Raw genomic sequence first — 15,318 nt, forward strand, 5'->3', positions numbered from 1 at the left:
GAGGATCGTCATGAAGTTAGCCATAGTTACGGCCTGCCCGAACGGCAAGGTCAGCAGCGTACTCAGCGCACGATTGCTCGAAGCGGCGGCCCTGCGCCAAGGCTGGGAAACCAGCGTCGAAATCATCGATCCCAACAAGGCCGATCAGCAGTTGTCCGCCGAGGACATCGAAGCTGCCGATCTTGTCCTGGTGGTCAATACCGGTCCTGTGGACTTGAGCCGCTTTGTCGGCAAGCGCCTGTTTCAGGATTCACCTGCGCATGCGTTGCAGGATGTCGACAGCTTTCTGCAGCGCGCCGAGCGAGAAGCGCAGGTGCATGCAGCGTCCGAAGCAGCGGCGCCTCAGGCAAGCGGTGGCAGCGGCGGGCAACCGCGCATCGTTGCAATCACGGCTTGTCCGACCGGTGTAGCCCACACGTTCATGGCGGCCGAAGCGATCCAGCAGGCTGCCAAGCGTCTGAATTACGACCTGCAAGTCGAAACCCAGGGCTCGGTAGGCGCGCGTAACCCGCTCAGCGCCAAGGCCATCGCCGATGCCGATGTGGTGCTGCTGGCGGCGGATATCGAAGTCAACACCGACCGCTTTGCCGGCAAGAAGATCTACCGTTGCGGCACCGGGATCGCGCTCAAGCAGTCCGAAGCGACTCTGAAAAAAGCCCTGGCGGAAGGGCAGGTGGAGTCCGATGAGGCCGCCGCCAAGTCACCTGCCAGACAAGAGAAGGCGGGCGTCTACAAACACCTGCTGACCGGCGTGTCGTTCATGCTGCCGATGGTCGTGGCGGGCGGGCTGTTGATCGCTCTTTCCTTCGTATTCGGTATCACCGCGTTCAAGGAGCCGGGTACGCTGGCTGCGGCACTGATGCAGATTGGCGGGGAAGCAGCGTTCAAACTGATGGTGCCGTTGCTGGCCGGGTACATCGCCTATTCGATTGCTGACCGTCCGGGGCTGGCCCCCGGCATGATCGGTGGCCTGTTGGCGAGTACGCTGGGGGCCGGGTTCATCGGCGGTATCGTCGCGGGCTTTCTGGCTGGTTACAGCGCTGCGGCGATCAACCGCTACGCACGTCTGCCGGCCAGCGTCGAGGCGCTCAAGCCGATTCTGATCATCCCGTTGCTGTCGAGCCTGTTCACCGGTCTGGTGATGATCTACGTGGTCGGCAAGCCGGTTGCTGGCATGCTCGAAGCGTTGACGCACTTCCTCGACAGCATGGGCACCACCAATGCGATCCTGTTGGGTGTGGTGCTGGGCGCAATGATGTGCGTCGACCTCGGTGGGCCGATCAACAAGGCGTCCTACGCGTTCTCGGTCGGTTTGCTGGCGTCCCAGAGCTACGCGCCGATGGCCACCGCCATGGCTGCGGGTATGGTGCCACCCATCGGTATGGGCATCGCTACGATCCTGGCTCGCCGCAAGTTCGCCCAGAGCGAGCGTGAGGCCGGCAAGGCGGCGTTCGTGCTGGGGCTGTGCTTCATTTCGGAAGGTGCCATTCCCTTTGCCGCCAAGGACCCGTTGCGGGTGATTCCGGCCAGTGTCGTGGGTGGCGCGCTGACCGGTGCGCTGTCGATGTACTTCGGCTGCAAGCTGATGGCACCGCATGGCGGCCTGTTCGTGATGCTGATCCCCAACGCCATCAACCATGCGCTGCTTTATCTGGTGGCGATCATCGCCGGTAGTGTGCTGACCGGCGTGATCTACGCGCTGATCAAGCGCCCGGAGCCCGCTGACATGGAAGTGGCGCCCGCAGCTGCCTGATGATGCAAGGCGCGGGCTGCCCCGCGCCTTCTTCCTGCTCTAGCGTTCGAGTGCCAGAGCAACCCCCTGACCACCACCGATGCACAGCGTGGCCAGGCCCTTCTTCACATCGCGCCTGATCATCTCGTGCAGCAGTGTCACCAGCACGCGGCAGCCCGACGCGCCAATCGGGTGACCAAGAGCGATAGCGCCACCGTTCACGTTGAGCTTTTGCGGATCCAGCCCCAGCTCCTTGCCGACCGACAGGGACTGTGCAGCGAAGGCTTCGTTGGCTTCGATCAGGTCCAGCTCGGCCAGCGACCAGCCAGCCTTGTCCAGGCAGCGACGTGTGGCACTGACCGGCCCGATGCCCATGATGGCCGGGTCGACACCGGCGTTGGCATACCCGGCAATGCGCGCCAGCACCGGCAGGCCCAGTTGCTCGGCTTTAGCGGCACTCATCAGCATCACGGCGGCCGCTCCGTCGTTCAGCGAAGAGGCATTGCCGGCGGTGACCGTACCGTCCTTTTTGAACGCGGGCTTGAGCTTGGCCAGCGTCTCGGCAGTGGTGCCGGCGCGGGGCTGCTCGTCTGTTGCGAAGGACAGCGGATCACCCTTGCGCTGCGGGATCAGGATCGGGGTGATCTCATCGACGAAGCGTCCGGCTTCAATCGCAGCCATCGCCTTCTGCTGAGACAAAGCGGCGAACTCATCCTGGGCTTCACGGCTGATGTCGTACTGCTGCGCGAGGTTCTCGGCAGTGATGCCCATGTGGTAATCATTGAATGCATCCCACAGGCCGTCAGTGATCATCGTATCGACCATGCTGGCGTGGCCCATGCGCAATCCGGTGCGCGCGCCCGGCAGCACGTAGTTGGACAGGCTCATGTTTTCCTGGCCACCGGCGATGATGATCTCGGCGTCGCCGCAACGAATCGCCTGGGTCGCCAGGTGCAGGGCCTTGAGGCCGGAGCCGCAGACCTTGTTCAGGGTCATGGCCGGCACCGAGAAGGGCAGGCCGGCCTTGATGGCTGCCTGCCGCGCGGGGTTCTGACCAGCGCCTGCGGTCAGCACCTGACCCATGATGACCTCATCGACCTGCGCGCCGTCCACGCCGGTGCGGGCAAGCAGTTGACGAATGACCGCTGCGCCGAGGTCGACTGCGGCGACAGAGGCCAGTGAGCCCTGAAAACTGCCCACAGCGGTACGCGTGGCGGCGACGATAACGACGTCGTGCATGGTGCTGATCCTCATTGTTATTGAGTACTCATGGTGGCACAGATAGGCAGGCAGGTTCCAACCGTGAACCGCCCGGTCACGGTTTGCCGAAAACCTTCATGTCACGTTCAAACGCCCATGCGGCGTCTGGCTCGTTGCGCCGATCCGTCGCGCACGGCCCAGCGCAGAATGGGCGCAGTATTGTTGACGCCCAGGCGGATCATCCGGCGCTTGAAGGGGCTTTGCGTGACGTCGAGCATGTCGCTGGCCCAGTCCGGCAGCAGCTCGATACCGGCGCGCATCATCAACACGCCAAAAGGCTTGGCCAGCCAGTTGGGTGCGGGCGCATCGAGCAGCAGGCGCAGCACTTCGCGGCTGCGCGCGTCACAGACCAGTTGGCCGCGTATGTCGGCCAGATAGTCAGCAATGGCCTGACGGGAGCGCGGAACGTTGCGCGCGCCGAGTCGCTCGGCGACCAGCGCCGTTTCCGCGTAGTACGCGTCCTGATCGGCGAGCGACATGTCCGGGTTGAGATAGCGCACATGCGCTGCGAGGAAGCTGCTGACTTCGGCCACATGCACCCAGGTCAGCAAATCCGGGTCGCTGGCGGCATACGGCCGGCCATCGGGCGCGGTGCCGACAATGTTCAGGTGAATGTTGCGGACCTTGTCGATCAGCCAGTTGGCATCCCGCGTAGAGCCGTAGGTGGTGCCGGACAGAAACTGCCCGGTGCGCCGCAGGCGGCCGAGCATGTCCTGACGAAAGTTGGAGTGGTCCCAGATGCCCGCCAGTGCCAGCGGGTGCAACGCCTGCAGCATCAATGCGCTGATGCCGCCGACCAGCATGCTGGTGAAATCGCCATGCACCTTCCAGCACACCGCCTGAGGGCCAAACAGACCCGGGTCGCCCTTGGGGGTCTCCAGATCCAGTTGACCCAGGGCCAGGCCGGTAAGGCTGATGACCTGGGTTTCGATGCGGGTGCGGATGAATTCCATGTCGGGCTCGGGCATCTGGGAGGGAAGTACGGCAAAGAGACTTTTGTGGTAACGGACCGTGCGACCCTTCGCTTGCTTGCGAAAGGGCCGGTACATCCGCTAAAGATGTATCACTCGAAATAAAGCTTTCGCGAACAAGTTCGCTCCTACAAGGAGAGCGTACATCCGCTGATGATGTACAGGGCTTCTGCCCGCAGGGCGTGGGAGCGAACTTGTTCGCGAAAGGGCCCTGTGCAGCCGCAGAAGTTTCTGCGTCTGACATAACGCCTTCGCGAACAAGGCGGATCGCCGCCCCGGTCGCTCCTACAAAAGCCCCGTTTCCCCTACTCATCAAGACTTCTGCGTAACGCTGAGCGCAGAGCGTGGGAACGAGAGGGAAACAATCAGCCGCGGTGACGGCCGCGGAAGTAGTTGATCAGGCCTTGGGTCGATGCATCGTCAGCCGGCTCTTCGGTGCCGCCGGTCAGACGCTGGTACACCGCCTTGCCCATTTCCTTGCCCAGCTCCACACCCCATTGGTCAAAGGCGTTGGTGCCCCAGATCACGCTCTGCACGAACACCTTGTGTTCATACATGGCCACCAGCGCGCCAAGACGACGCGGGCTGATGCGCTCGACCACCAGCGTGTTGCTCGGACGGTTGCCGGGGATGACCTTGTGCGGTGCCAGCTTCTGCACCTCTTGCTCGTCCATACCCTTCTCGCGCAGTTCTGCTTCGGCTTCTGCGCGGGTCTTGCCCATCATCAGTGCCTGGCTCTGCGACAGACAGTTGGCGTACAGCCACTGGTGATGGTCAGCAACCGGGTTGAAGCTGACGATCGGCACAATGAAGTCGGCCGGAATCATCTGCGTGCCCTGGTGCAGCAACTGGTGGTAAGCGTGCTGACCGTTGGCACCCACGCCGCCCCAGATCACCGGCCCGGTGTCGGTCGAGGTCGGCGTACCGTCCTGACGGACGCTCTTGCCGTTGGATTCCATGTCCAGTTGTTGCAAGTGCTTGGTGATGTTGCGCAGGTAGTGGTCGTACGGCAGGATCGCGTGGCTTTGTGCGCCCCAGAAATTGCCGTACCAGACGCCCAGCAAGCCCAGCAACACCGGCATGTTCTGCTCGAAAGGCGCGCTCTGGAAATGCTGGTCCATGGTGTAGGCACCGGACAGCAATTCCTTGAAGTTGGACATGCCGATGGCCAGCGCGATAGGCAGACCGATGGCCGACCACAGCGAATAGCGACCGCCGACCCAGTCCCACATCGGGAAAATGTTTTCTTCACGGATGCCGAAGGCCACGGCCGCCGCGTTGTTGCTGGACACCGCGATGAAGTGGCGATGCAGTTCGACTTCCGAGCCGCCCTGCGCCAGGTACCAGGCGCGTGCAGCCTGCGCGTTTTTCAGGGTTTCCAGCGTATTGAAGGATTTCGACGAGACGATGAACAGCGTGGTCTCGGCACGAATCTTCATCGACAGCTCATGGAACTCGCTGCCGTCGATGTTGGCCAGGTAATGGCAGCGGACACCTTTGTGCGCGTAGGCCACCAGCGCTTCGGAGACCAGCTCCGGGCCGAGGAACGAGCCGCCGATGCCGATGTTCACCACGTCGGTGATCGGTTTTTCGGTATAACCGCGCCACAGGCCGTCATGGATGCGGCCGACCAGTTCGGTCATCTGATTGAGTACGCGGTGTACGTCCGGCATCACATCGACGCCATTGACTTTCAACTTGTCGCCGACCGGGCGGCGCAGAGCGGTGTGCAGGGCAGGGCGGCCTTCGGATGAGTTGACCAGCTCGCCATCATACTGAGCCTTGATCGCGTCCTTGAGGCCCACTTCACCCGCCAGACTGACCAACAGGTCGCGGGTCTCGGTGGTGATCAGGTTTTTGGAATAATCGAGAAACAGACCGGCGCTGCTGAGGGTGAATTGGCTGAAGCGCTGCGGGTCGGTGTTGAACGCTTCGCGCATGCTGAAGTTCTGCATGGCCTGGCGGTGTTTGTTCAACGCTTGCCAGGCGGGCAGAGCGGTCACATCGGAAGGAGTGCGGTAGTACGCCATCGCTGCGGGTTTCCTTTAACTGGTTCTGTCTTTGGATATTCTTGGAGCGAGGTCGCAAGCTTTCTCACGGGCTACACATCGCAGACTACCCTTCGCGTACCTGTTTGTCTGCGCCTCGCCTTACATGACCCCGGTACTTTTTCGCACACAGGCAACCGGGGTTTTGTCTCGAACACTGCCGGTTGTGGTTCAGGCAACCTGTACCGGTATGGCATTGCCGGTGTGCCTTAGTTCATTGCCGGTGCACATCCTGTCAGCTTCTGGTCAGGTGCAGGTTGTCGATCAAGCGGGTTTTGCCCAGGAATGCCGCTGCGAGGATGACCACGTCGCGATTGTCGGCAGTCGCCGGACGCAGGCTGGTGGCATCGCGTATCTCCAGATAGTCGATGCGAAAACCGGCAGCCTCTAGTTGCTGCTTCTTGCTCGCCAGCAATGCGTCGAAATCCTGTTCGCCGGCACTGATCACGTCGGCGGTCTGGCGGATCGCCTGATACAGCGCGGGTGCCGCGGCGCGCTGAGCGTCGCTCAGATACCCGTTGCGCGAGGACAGCGCCAGGCCATCGTCGGCACGTACTGTCGGTTCGCCGATGATCTGGATCGGCATGTTCAGATCACGCACCATGGCCCGAATCACGGCCAGTTGCTGGAAGTCTTTTTCACCAAAAATCGCCAGGTCAGGCTGCACCATGTTGAACAGCTTGCTGACCACGGTCGCGACACCTTCGAAATGGCCGGGACGGCTGGCGCCACACAGGCCTTGCGACAGGTGCGGCACGCTGACCAGTGTCTGGTCGGCCATGCCGTGCGGGTACATTTCTTCCACGCTGGGCGTGAACAGCAGATTGCAGCCGGCCTGCAGGAGTTTTTCCTGATCGGCAGCCAGCGTGCGAGGGTAGGTGGCGAGGTCTTCGTTGGGGCCGAACTGCAGCGGATTGACGAAAATAGTGGCGACCACGAAATCGGCACGCTGCGCCGCCTTGGTGACCAGCGCGGCGTGGCCGCTGTGCAGGTTGCCCATCGTCGGGGTCAGCGCGATTCGCTTGCCTTCGCTGCGTGCCCGCGCAACGGCGGCGCGCAGGTCCTGTACGGTTTTTACTGTGTTCATGCCGAGAATCCGTGTTCAGTGGCCGGAAAGCTGAGGTCTTTGACGGCGGCCACGTAGGCCCGGATAGCCGACTGGATATCGGCCTGACCGGTCATGAAATTTTTCACGAACTTGGGCACGCGCCCGGTGATGGACAGGCCGAGCATGTCGTGCAGCACCAGGACCTGGCCGTCGGTGGCGCTGCCGGCACCAATGCCGATGACCGGGATCTTCACCGCCTGGGTGATTTCCTCGGCCAGTTCGCTGGGCACGCACTCCAGCAGGATCATCGCTGCGCCTGCCTGTTCCAGTGCGATGGCATCGGCGCGCATCTGCCGCGCCTGCGCCTCCAGCCGGCCCTGAACCTTGTAGCCGCCCAGCACGTTGACTGCCTGTGGGGTCAGGCCCATGTGCGCGCACACCGGAATGCCGCGCTCGGCCAGCAAACGGATCGACTCGGCCAGCCAGGCAGCGCCTTCGACCTTGATCATGTGTGCGCCCGCCTGCATCAGCGTCGCGCTGTTGATCAGGGTCTGCTCCAGCGTTGCGTTGGCCATGAACGGCAGGTCGGCAAGAATCATCGCGCCCTGGTTGCCGCGTTTCACACAGGCAACGTGGTACGCCGTTTCAGCGGTGGTAACAGGCAGGGTGCTGTCGTGACCCTGCAGGACCATGCCCAGCGAGTCGCCTATCAGCAGCACTTCGACACCCGCCTGGGAGGCCGTGTGGGCGAAGGTTGCGTCGTAGCAGGTCAGCATGGTGATCTTCTCACCCTTCTGCTTCATGGCCAGCAGCGACGTAACGGTTATGTTCGGCATGTAAAGTCCTCCATCAGGCGCTGTGAAGACGGGTGTTCAGCGCGTGAGAGTCATCCTGGAAAAGCAGGCACACCGTCGTGTCGCGGTGTTTTGCAAAGGCCTGTTTCGCGCCCGTTCGCCTGTGGTGTGGCGGCGGGAGGCCTATCTTCGTGAGGAGGGGGCGTGAAGTCAATTGAAGGTGTTACCTGTGCGTCGGAGCGGTTACACCGGCGCGGTGACAGACAGGCTTCATGCCTCGGCGGGCAGACGCTCAAGACCTGTGAACGGGCATTCATCGAGCAGACGATTCAGTGGGCGCCCGTCGGCCAGTGTCAGCCCCGGAGCCAGCTCTGCCAGCGGGTACAGCACGAATGCCCTGGCCTGCATGTGGTAATGCGGCACCTTGAGGCGTGGCTCATCGATAAGATGGTCGCCGAACAGCAGAATATCGAGGTCCAGCGTGCGTGGCCCCCAGCGTTCGTGGCGTTCACGGCCCTGGTCCAGCTCGATGGCCTGTAGCGCATCAAGCAGTGTCAGGGGCGCCAGAGCGGTGTCGACAGCCGCGACGGCATTGGTGAAGCGCGGTTGGCCGGGCAGCAGCGAGTCGCTGATATAGAAGGACGACACGCCGCTCAACTGACAATCGGGTAACTGCGCAATGGCCTTGAGGGCGCTGCGCAATTGCTCGGCAGGGTCAGCCAGATTGCTGCCCAGACCGATGTACACGCGTTCAGTGGCCAACAGCGGTTTATTCACCGCTTTGCGCCTCGCCCGTGCTGCGCTTGCGTTTGGCGCCGCTGTTACGACGCCGCTTGCGCGGGGCTGTGCCGGCCGCCTCGGGCTTGTTGCTCAGGTCGCGAATCATGTCGCGGCGTTCGCTGTCGTTGCAGTCCTGATAATCGGTCCACCACTGGCCCAGACCATCGGTCTGCTCGCCCGCTGTTTCACGCAACAGCAGGAAATCGTAGCCGGCGCGGAACCGCGAGTTGTCGAGCAGCAGGTCGGCACGCTTGCCCGAACGGCGCGGCAGGCGCTCCTGCATGTCCCAGATCTCGCGGATCGGCAGCGTGAAGCGCTTGGGGATAGCGATGCGCTGGCACTGTTCGATGATCAGTTCGTGAGCGGCTTCCTGCATGGCTGCGATCGGCGGCATGCCACGTTCCTGGGCACGCAGCACCTTGGCCGGCAGCGCAGGCCAGAGCAGGGCAGCGAACAGGAACGCCGGCGTGACCGGCTTGTTCTGCTTGATGCGCAGGTCGGTATTGATCAGCGCATTGCTGATCAGCGTATGGGTGTAGGTCGGGTTGTATTCCAGGGCCTTGGAGCTGGCCGGGAACAACGGTTCGAACAGTTCCAGGTCCACCAGCATTTCAAAGGTGGGGGCGGCATGCCCGGAGAGGAACAGTTTGAGCACTTCCTCGAACAGGCGTGCCGACGGAATGTCACGCAGCATCGGCGCCAGTGCACGGATCGGCTGAGCGCTGTGCTTCTCGATACCGAAGTCCAGCTTGGCAGCGAAACGCACGGCACGCAGCATGCGCACCGGGTCTTCCTTATAACGCTGCTCCGGATCGCCGATCAGGCGGATCAGGCGATTGCGGATGTCGTGCACGCCATTGGCGTAATCCAGGACGCGTTCGCTGACCGGGTCGTAGTAAAGCGCGTTGATCGTGAAGTCGCGACGCTGGGCGTCTTCTTCAAGCGTGCCGTATACGTTGTCACGCAGGATGCGTCCGCTTTCGTTGCGCGAGGACTGGTTGCTGTCCTCTTCTTCGTCATCCTGGGGATGATTGGCGCGGAACGTCGCCACTTCGATGATCTCGCGACCGAAGTGGATGTGCACCAGCTTGAACCGGCGGCCGATGATCCGCGCGTTGCGGAATTCGGCACGCACCTGTTCGGGCGTGGCGCTGGTGGCGACGTCGAAATCCTTGGGCGTGATGTTGAGCATCATGTCGCGTACGCAGCCACCGACCAGATAGGCCTGGTAGCCGGCGTTCTGCAGGCGCTCGACGATATTCACGGCATAGCGGCTGAACTGACTGCGTTGCAGCGAATGTTGGCTGCTGTTGAGCACTTCAGGCGTGGTGCGCGTATGTTGCTGCGGTTTGCGCAGTGGGGAACGAAATGACTGGAACAACTTCTTCAGCATGGGATGCACTGTTTGAAGGAATATTCGGCCAAAAACGTGGAATGACCGCATGATGGGCGGGGATTCTAGCATTTAGTCGAGGGATGGTGTAGGAAGCTGTCGCGGAAGGGTAAACGATGGCGCGGATCAAGGCGGGGAAGCTACTGGGGGAGCCGAAGCTCCCCCAAAGTGTGTGCTCTTTATTATTGTTTTCTGCCTGGGCTTCTTGTTTTTGTTGAGTGCCCATTCACGAGACCTGCGTCTGTGAAACCTCCCAGTCGGGAGTCAAGAGCAAACGGATTGCTTTGGTCGCTGCGTTGCAATGATCATTCGATCCAACCAGTTCAGGCGCTACCTAAGGGTAGTTTTTGTTGTTCTCGGCCTGGTTGCGGGGCAAGCCCCAAATACAACTCCTCTCCAAAAGAATCAGTTAGCTGCGCCTCCGCCGTGTTGTTCTTGTTATGCGTGAGTCGATTCGTATTGTTTTTATTGTGGGTGTCGTACTGCTTGTTGTTCTTCTTGTACTAAACATATAGCAGAAGCTGTGCCAACTTTTGCCAGGCCCCGTAAACCGGGGCTTTTCGGGCAGCAGGGCGTTTTTGCGCACACAAAAAAGCCGGGCCTGCGTTACCGTAAGACCCGGCTTTTGTTACGTGAAACGCTTGAGGTAACAGTTTGTCCCCGCCCTGCGCACCGCGTGCCAGAGCCCTGGGCCGGTTTTATGTCTCGCTGGCGACGCCCTTGCGCCGCGGGATGCCCAGACGCTGACGGCGTTCCCACAGACATTTGCGACTGACGCCCAGCTTGCGCGCCAGCTCGGTTTCAGTCATGTGATCCTGATGCTCCAGAACGAAGTGCTGAAAATAGTCTTCGAGTGACAGGTCTTCGGCGGGCTCGTTGCCCGACGAGCCGGAAGAGCCCGGTAACGGCGCCATGCCCATGTACTCGTCGTCATCCAGACCGTCGAGCTCGATGTCGATGCCCAGCAGGTCAGCGGTGATTTCCGGGTTCTCGCACAGAATCACCGAGCGTTCCACAGCGTTTTCCAGCTCGCGTACGTTACCCGGCCAGCTGTAATGGCGGATCGCTTGTTCGGCGTCGTGTGCAAATTTGAGGTCGTCGCGCCCGACCTTGCCGCTCTGGCGAACCAGGAACGCATGGGCGATTTCCAGGATGTCGTTGCCACGTTCGCGCAGCGCCGGGAGCTTCAGGGCGATGACGTGCAGACGATAGAACAGGTCTTCACGAAACTCGCCATTTTTGGCCAGCGTTTTCAGGTCCCGGTGGGTCGCGGCAATCAGGCGTACGTCGACCTTTTGCGATTGCACCGAACCGACCCGGCGAATCTCGCCTTCCTGCAATACGCGCAGCAGGCGAGCCTGGGCTTCCAGCGGCAGCTCGCCGATTTCATCGAGAAACAGCGTGCCACCGTCAGCAGCCTCGACCAGACCTGCGCGGCCTGCGCTGGCCCCGGTGAACGCGCCTTTTTCATGACCGAACAGTTCGGACTCGATCAGCGATTCGGGAATGGCCGCACAGTTGACGGAGATCATCGGCGCCTTGGCGCGGCGTGAGAGGTTGTGCAGGGCGCGGGCGACCAGTTCCTTACCGGTGCCCGATTCCCCTTGAATCAGGACGTTGGAATCAGTCGGGGCGACTTTGCGGATCTTGCTGTAAAGATCCAGCATGGGCGGGCATGAGCCGATGATGCCGATCTCGCCATTGTGGTTCTGTGCCGGGCCTTTTTCAGCGCTGCTGGTCCGGGCGGTGGCGCCGCGTTCGTCCTGAAGGTGCTTGACCGTCTGCCGATCACGCAGGATCCGCGAGACGGCCTGGAGCATTTCATCGTGATCGAAGGGTTTGGCGATGTAGTCCACCGCGCCCATCTTCATCGAATCGACTGCCGAGCGCAGGCTCGCGTAACTGGTCATGATCAGCACCGGTTTGCCCTCGCCGAGCTTGATCAGCTCGGTGCCGGGTGCGCCGGGCAAGCGCAGGTCGCTGACGATCAGATCGAACGACGGGATGCTGAAGCGTTCCTGAGCCTCTTGAACGGAGCCGGCTTCACTGACTTCATACTGGTTGCGTTCAAGCAGGCGACGCAGGGCTGAGCGGATAATCGTTTCGTCTTCGACGATCAAAATATGCGGCATTGATTCAGTTCTCTCGACGGTCTCAGTTCGCGGTGGACGTCGCGTCGACATGGCGTGGCAAGGTCACCCTGATTCGGGTTCCACGCTGCTGCTCGGGATCGGCCGGGCTGTCGATGGTGATTTGTCCATAATGCTCTTCAACGATGGAATAGACCAGCGCCAGGCCAAGTCCGGTTCCCTCGCCAGGATCCTTGGTGGTGAAGAACGGCTCGAACAATCGGTCCATGATTGCCTTTGAAATCCCACTGCCTTCGTCTTCGACGATCAAGTCCACAGTGTGCTCGGATACTTCGCTTCTGACCCTGACTGCGCTGCCTGCCGGGGAGGCGTCGCGGGCGTTGGAGAGCAGGTTGATCAACACCTGCGCCAGCCGTTGCGGATCGCCAACCGCCCAGTGCTCGGGGTTACACAGGTTGTAGAAGTGTACTTCGAAATTGCGCCGGTTCAGTGCCAGCAGACCAATAGCATCCTGAGCCACCACGGCCAGACAAACGGCTTCGTCGCTATGCTGATGAGCGCCCGCGTGAGCAAAGCTCATCAATGACTGGACGATGCGCGATACGCGTTTGGTCTGTTCGAGGATCTGGCTGCTGATTTCCTTGAGCTCGCCGTCTTCTTCACGTTCTTCGCGCAGGTTCTGGGCGAGGCAGGCAATGCCGGTGATCGGATTACCGATTTCGTGCGCCACACCGGCGGCCAGGCGGCCGATGCTTGCCAGGCGTTCCGAGTGCACCAGCTTGTCTTCGAGCATCTGCGTGTCGGTCAGGTCCTCGACCAGCACCACCAGGCCGCTGTTGCCCGGCGCCAGAGGCTCGTTGATGGCTACCTTGTGCAGATTGAGCCAGCGTGTCTGGCCGTCCAGACCGAGCTTCTGCTTGTGCAAATGCTCATCGGGCAGGCTGGTAAAACCGGTCAGCAGGCTCTTCCACGGCTCGGCAATGGTTTCCAGTCGCGAGCCGACCACACGCTGCGCGACGATGCCGGTCAATTCTTCCATGGCCCTGTTCCACATCAGGATCTCCTGATCTTCGGCCAGCGAGCAGACGCCCATCGGCAGCTCCTGTAGGGTCTGGCGGTGGTAGCGACGCAGGGCATCGAGTTCGGCGGCAAGGCCGGTGAGGCGCGAGTGGTAGTCCTCAAGCCGGCTTTCAATGAAATGTATGTCTTCGGTGACGTATTTTTCGCTGCCTGATTTGTACGGCAGAAAGGTTTCCACCATGTCCTGGGCAACGCTCGGCCCCATCAGCCCGGACAGGTTGGCCTCGATGCGGTCGCGCAGGCGACGCAGGGCATAAGGGCGGCGCTCGTCGAAGGGCAGGTAGAGATCGCGCAGCGCTTGCTCGACCTCCTTCTGCGCGGCTTTCGCGCCCAGCGGCTTGGCCAGTTGGGTGGCGAACTCCTGCGGCGACACCGCGTGCAGTTCCCGGCGTTGCGGGCGGCGCACGTTGTCGACTGCGCAGGCCTCGGCGGCCCCGGCTTCTTCAGGGCTGGCATTGGTGAACAGCGAGATCAGGGTGAACAGCAACACGTTGGCGGCGAGCGAGGCGATGGCTGCCATGTGCCAACTGGTGTCGTCCAGCACATAGATCATGTTCAGCCAGGGAATGTAGAAGCCCTGCAGGTTGCCGATCAGCGGCAACAGCATGCTGACCGCCCAGACTGAAATGCCGGCCAGCAGCCCGGCGATGAAGCCGCGTCGGTTGGCGGTCGGCCAGTACAGCACCGACAGCACGCCCGGCAGAAATTGCAGGGTTGCAACGAAGGCGACGATGCCCAGGTTGGCCAGATCCTGCTGCGCGCCGAGCATCAGGTAGAAGCCGTAACCCAGCGCGATGATCGCCACGATCAGTCCGCGTCGTGTCCACTTCAGCCAGCGGTAGATATTGCCCTCGGCGGGTGGCTGATACAGCGGCAGCACCAGGTGATTGAGTGCCATGCCGGACAACGCCAGCGTGGTGACGATGATCAGCCCGCTGGCCGCCGACAGCCCGCCGATGTAAGCGAGCAGGGCCAGGGACTTGCTGTTGGCGGCGATACCGATGCCGAGCGTGAAGTATTCCGGGCTGGTGGTGGCGCCAAGTTTCAGCCCGGCCCAGAGGATCAACGGCACTGCCAGGCTGATCAACAGCAGAAACAGCGGCAGACCCCAACTGGCGCTGACCAGCGAGCGCGGATTGAGGTTTTCCGTGAAGGTCATGTGATACATGTGCGGCATGACGATGGCCGAGGCGAAGAACACCAGCAGCAGCGTGCGCCACGGGCCTTCCTGCAAAGGCGTGTGCAGCGAGGCGAGGGCGGTCTGGTTCTGCAGCAGCCACAGTTCCAGTTGTTGCGGGCCGTCGAACACACCATACAAGGCATACAGCCCGACGCCGCCCAGGGCAATCAGCTTGATCAGCGATTCAAAGGCGATGGCGAACACCAGGCCCTCGTGTTTCTCGCGGGTCGCGATGTGCCGTGAGCCGAAGAAAATCGTGAACAGGGTGATCAGTGCGCAGAACGCCACGGCGACCCTGTCCTGCACGGGCTCGCGGGTCAGAATGCCGATGGAGTCGGCGACCGCCTGAATCTGCAAGGCCAGCAGCGGCAGCACGCCGATCAGCATAAATACGGTGGTCAGTGCACCGGCCCAAGTGCTGCGAAAACGGAACGCGAACAGATCGGCCAGTGATGACAGCTGGTAGGTGCGGGTAATTCTGAGGATCGGGTAAAGCAGCACCGGCGCGAGGAGGAAGGCCCCGGATACCCCCAGATAACTGGACAGAAAGCCGTAGCCATACTGATAGGCCAGACCGACCGTGCCATAAAACGCCCAGGCGCTGGCGTAGACGCCCAGTGACAGGGTGTAAGTCAGCGGATGACGAATGATCCAGCGCGGAATCAGGCCGTGTTCGCTGACCCAGGCTACACCGAACAGCACCAGCAGGTAGGCGGCGCTGACCAGCAGCATCTGCGTCAGACTAAAGCTCATCGGCATCTCGCTGGCTCTGCAGAATGAACGTCACCACAATCAGGATCAGCCACAACATGTAGGGCCGATACCAGGCACCGGTGGCATCGATCCACCAGTCCATGATGGCTGGAGAGAACAGATAAATGCCGACCACCAGAAGCAAAACCAACCGGTATATGTACATCTGGTCTCCCTGCGCTGGTAGAT

General features: G+C 61.6%; 11 protein-coding genes. 1 reads left to right on the forward strand and 10 read right to left on the reverse strand.

The annotated features are described in order from the left end of the window. Positions 1–10 precede the first annotated feature (10 nt). Positions 11–1,753 (forward strand): PTS fructose-like transporter subunit IIB, encoded by a 1,743-nt coding sequence (locus tag KUIN1_RS04500; protein ID WP_032654551.1) that lies wholly within the window; start codon positions 11–13, stop codon positions 1,751–1,753. A 39-nt stretch (positions 1,754–1,792) separates the two neighbouring features. On the opposite strand, the gene KUIN1_RS04505 is transcribed toward KUIN1_RS04500, so the two are convergent. The 10 genes from KUIN1_RS04505 to KUIN1_RS04550 all read right to left on the reverse strand — a co-directional run bounded on the left by KUIN1_RS04505 (position 1,793) and on the right by KUIN1_RS04550 (position 15,295). Next, positions 1,793–2,971: an acetyl-CoA C-acetyltransferase gene (locus KUIN1_RS04505; RefSeq protein WP_003406614.1), complete on the reverse strand. Its 1,179-nt coding sequence runs from the start codon at positions 2,969–2,971 to the stop codon at positions 1,793–1,795. Positions 2,972–3,078: 107 nt separating this feature from the next. Further along, positions 3,079–3,945, reverse strand: coding sequence for an oxygenase MpaB family protein (locus KUIN1_RS04510; RefSeq protein WP_024651889.1), 867 nt, complete (start codon positions 3,943–3,945; stop codon positions 3,079–3,081). A gap of 383 nt (positions 3,946–4,328) precedes the next feature. Beyond that, a complete protein-coding gene (pgi, locus tag KUIN1_RS04515; RefSeq protein ID WP_004409985.1) occupies positions 4,329–5,993 on the reverse strand; it encodes a glucose-6-phosphate isomerase in 1,665 nt (554 codons plus the stop codon). Positions 5,994–6,246: 253 nt separating this feature from the next. Next, positions 6,247–7,098 (reverse strand): pantoate--beta-alanine ligase, encoded by an 852-nt coding sequence (panC, locus tag KUIN1_RS04520; protein WP_024639806.1) that lies wholly within the window; start codon positions 7,096–7,098, stop codon positions 6,247–6,249. Next, the gene (gene panB / locus KUIN1_RS04525) at positions 7,095–7,895 is read right to left on the reverse strand and encodes a 3-methyl-2-oxobutanoate hydroxymethyltransferase (RefSeq protein WP_024660963.1); all 801 of its coding nucleotides are present in this window, start codon (positions 7,893–7,895) and stop codon (positions 7,095–7,097) included. The genes panC and panB overlap by 4 nt, the downstream gene beginning before the upstream one ends. Positions 7,896–8,123: 228 nt before the next feature. Further along, positions 8,124–8,630 carry a 2-amino-4-hydroxy-6-hydroxymethyldihydropteridine diphosphokinase gene (folK, locus tag KUIN1_RS04530; RefSeq protein ID WP_116886788.1) on the reverse strand — a complete coding sequence of 169 codons (507 nt, stop codon included), beginning with the start codon at positions 8,628–8,630 and terminating at the stop codon, positions 8,124–8,126. Next, positions 8,623–10,026, reverse strand: a complete 1,404-nt coding sequence (locus KUIN1_RS04535) for a polynucleotide adenylyltransferase PcnB (RefSeq protein ID WP_024641214.1) — start codon at positions 10,024–10,026, stop codon at positions 8,623–8,625. Before KUIN1_RS04535 ends, folK begins: the two co-directional genes overlap by 8 nt. A 698-nt stretch (positions 10,027–10,724) precedes the next feature. Then, positions 10,725–12,158, reverse strand: coding sequence for a sigma-54-dependent transcriptional regulator (locus KUIN1_RS04540; RefSeq protein ID WP_024639810.1), 1,434 nt, complete (start codon positions 12,156–12,158; stop codon positions 10,725–10,727). Positions 12,159–12,180: 22 nt separating this feature from the next. Continuing rightward, positions 12,181–15,135 carry a sensor histidine kinase gene (locus tag KUIN1_RS04545; RefSeq protein WP_152091854.1) on the reverse strand — a complete coding sequence of 985 codons (2,955 nt, stop codon included), beginning with the start codon at positions 15,133–15,135 and terminating at the stop codon, positions 12,181–12,183. Then, complete coding sequence (locus KUIN1_RS04550) at positions 15,119–15,295, reverse strand: hypothetical protein (RefSeq protein WP_002552060.1); 177 nt, start codon at positions 15,293–15,295, stop codon at positions 15,119–15,121. The genes KUIN1_RS04545 and KUIN1_RS04550 overlap by 17 nt, the downstream gene beginning before the upstream one ends. Positions 15,296–15,318 lie beyond the last annotated feature (23 nt).

The sequence above is a fragment of the Pseudomonas sp. KUIN-1 genome, assembly GCF_009176725.1.
GTDB lineage: Bacteria > Pseudomonadota > Gammaproteobacteria > Pseudomonadales > Pseudomonadaceae > Aquipseudomonas > Aquipseudomonas fragariae.

Excerpts from the sequence above, each read along its gene's own strand:
- KUIN1_RS04500 (WP_032654551.1), top strand. The coding sequence starts at position 11 with ATGAAGTTAGCCATAGTTACGGCCTGCCCGAACGGCAAGGTCAGCAGC.
- KUIN1_RS04505 (WP_003406614.1), bottom strand. The coding sequence starts at position 2,971 with ATGCACGACGTCGTTATCGTCGCCGCCACGCGTACCGCTGTGGGCAGT.
- KUIN1_RS04510 (WP_024651889.1), bottom strand. The coding sequence starts at position 3,945 with ATGGAATTCATCCGCACCCGCATCGAAACCCAGGTCATCAGCCTTACC.
- pgi (WP_004409985.1), bottom strand. The coding sequence starts at position 5,993 with ATGGCGTACTACCGCACTCCTTCCGATGTGACCGCTCTGCCCGCCTGG.
- panC (WP_024639806.1), bottom strand. The coding sequence starts at position 7,098 with ATGAACACAGTAAAAACCGTACAGGACCTGCGCGCCGCCGTTGCGCGG.
- panB (WP_024660963.1), bottom strand. The coding sequence starts at position 7,895 with ATGCCGAACATAACCGTTACGTCGCTGCTGGCCATGAAGCAGAAGGGT.
- KUIN1_RS04535 (WP_024641214.1), bottom strand. The coding sequence starts at position 10,026 with ATGCTGAAGAAGTTGTTCCAGTCATTTCGTTCCCCACTGCGCAAACCG.
- KUIN1_RS04540 (WP_024639810.1), bottom strand. The coding sequence starts at position 12,158 with ATGCCGCATATTTTGATCGTCGAAGACGAAACGATTATCCGCTCAGCC.
- KUIN1_RS04545 (WP_152091854.1), bottom strand. The coding sequence starts at position 15,135 with ATGCCGATGAGCTTTAGTCTGACGCAGATGCTGCTGGTCAGCGCCGCC.
- KUIN1_RS04550 (WP_002552060.1), bottom strand. The coding sequence starts at position 15,295 with ATGTACATATACCGGTTGGTTTTGCTTCTGGTGGTCGGCATTTATCTG.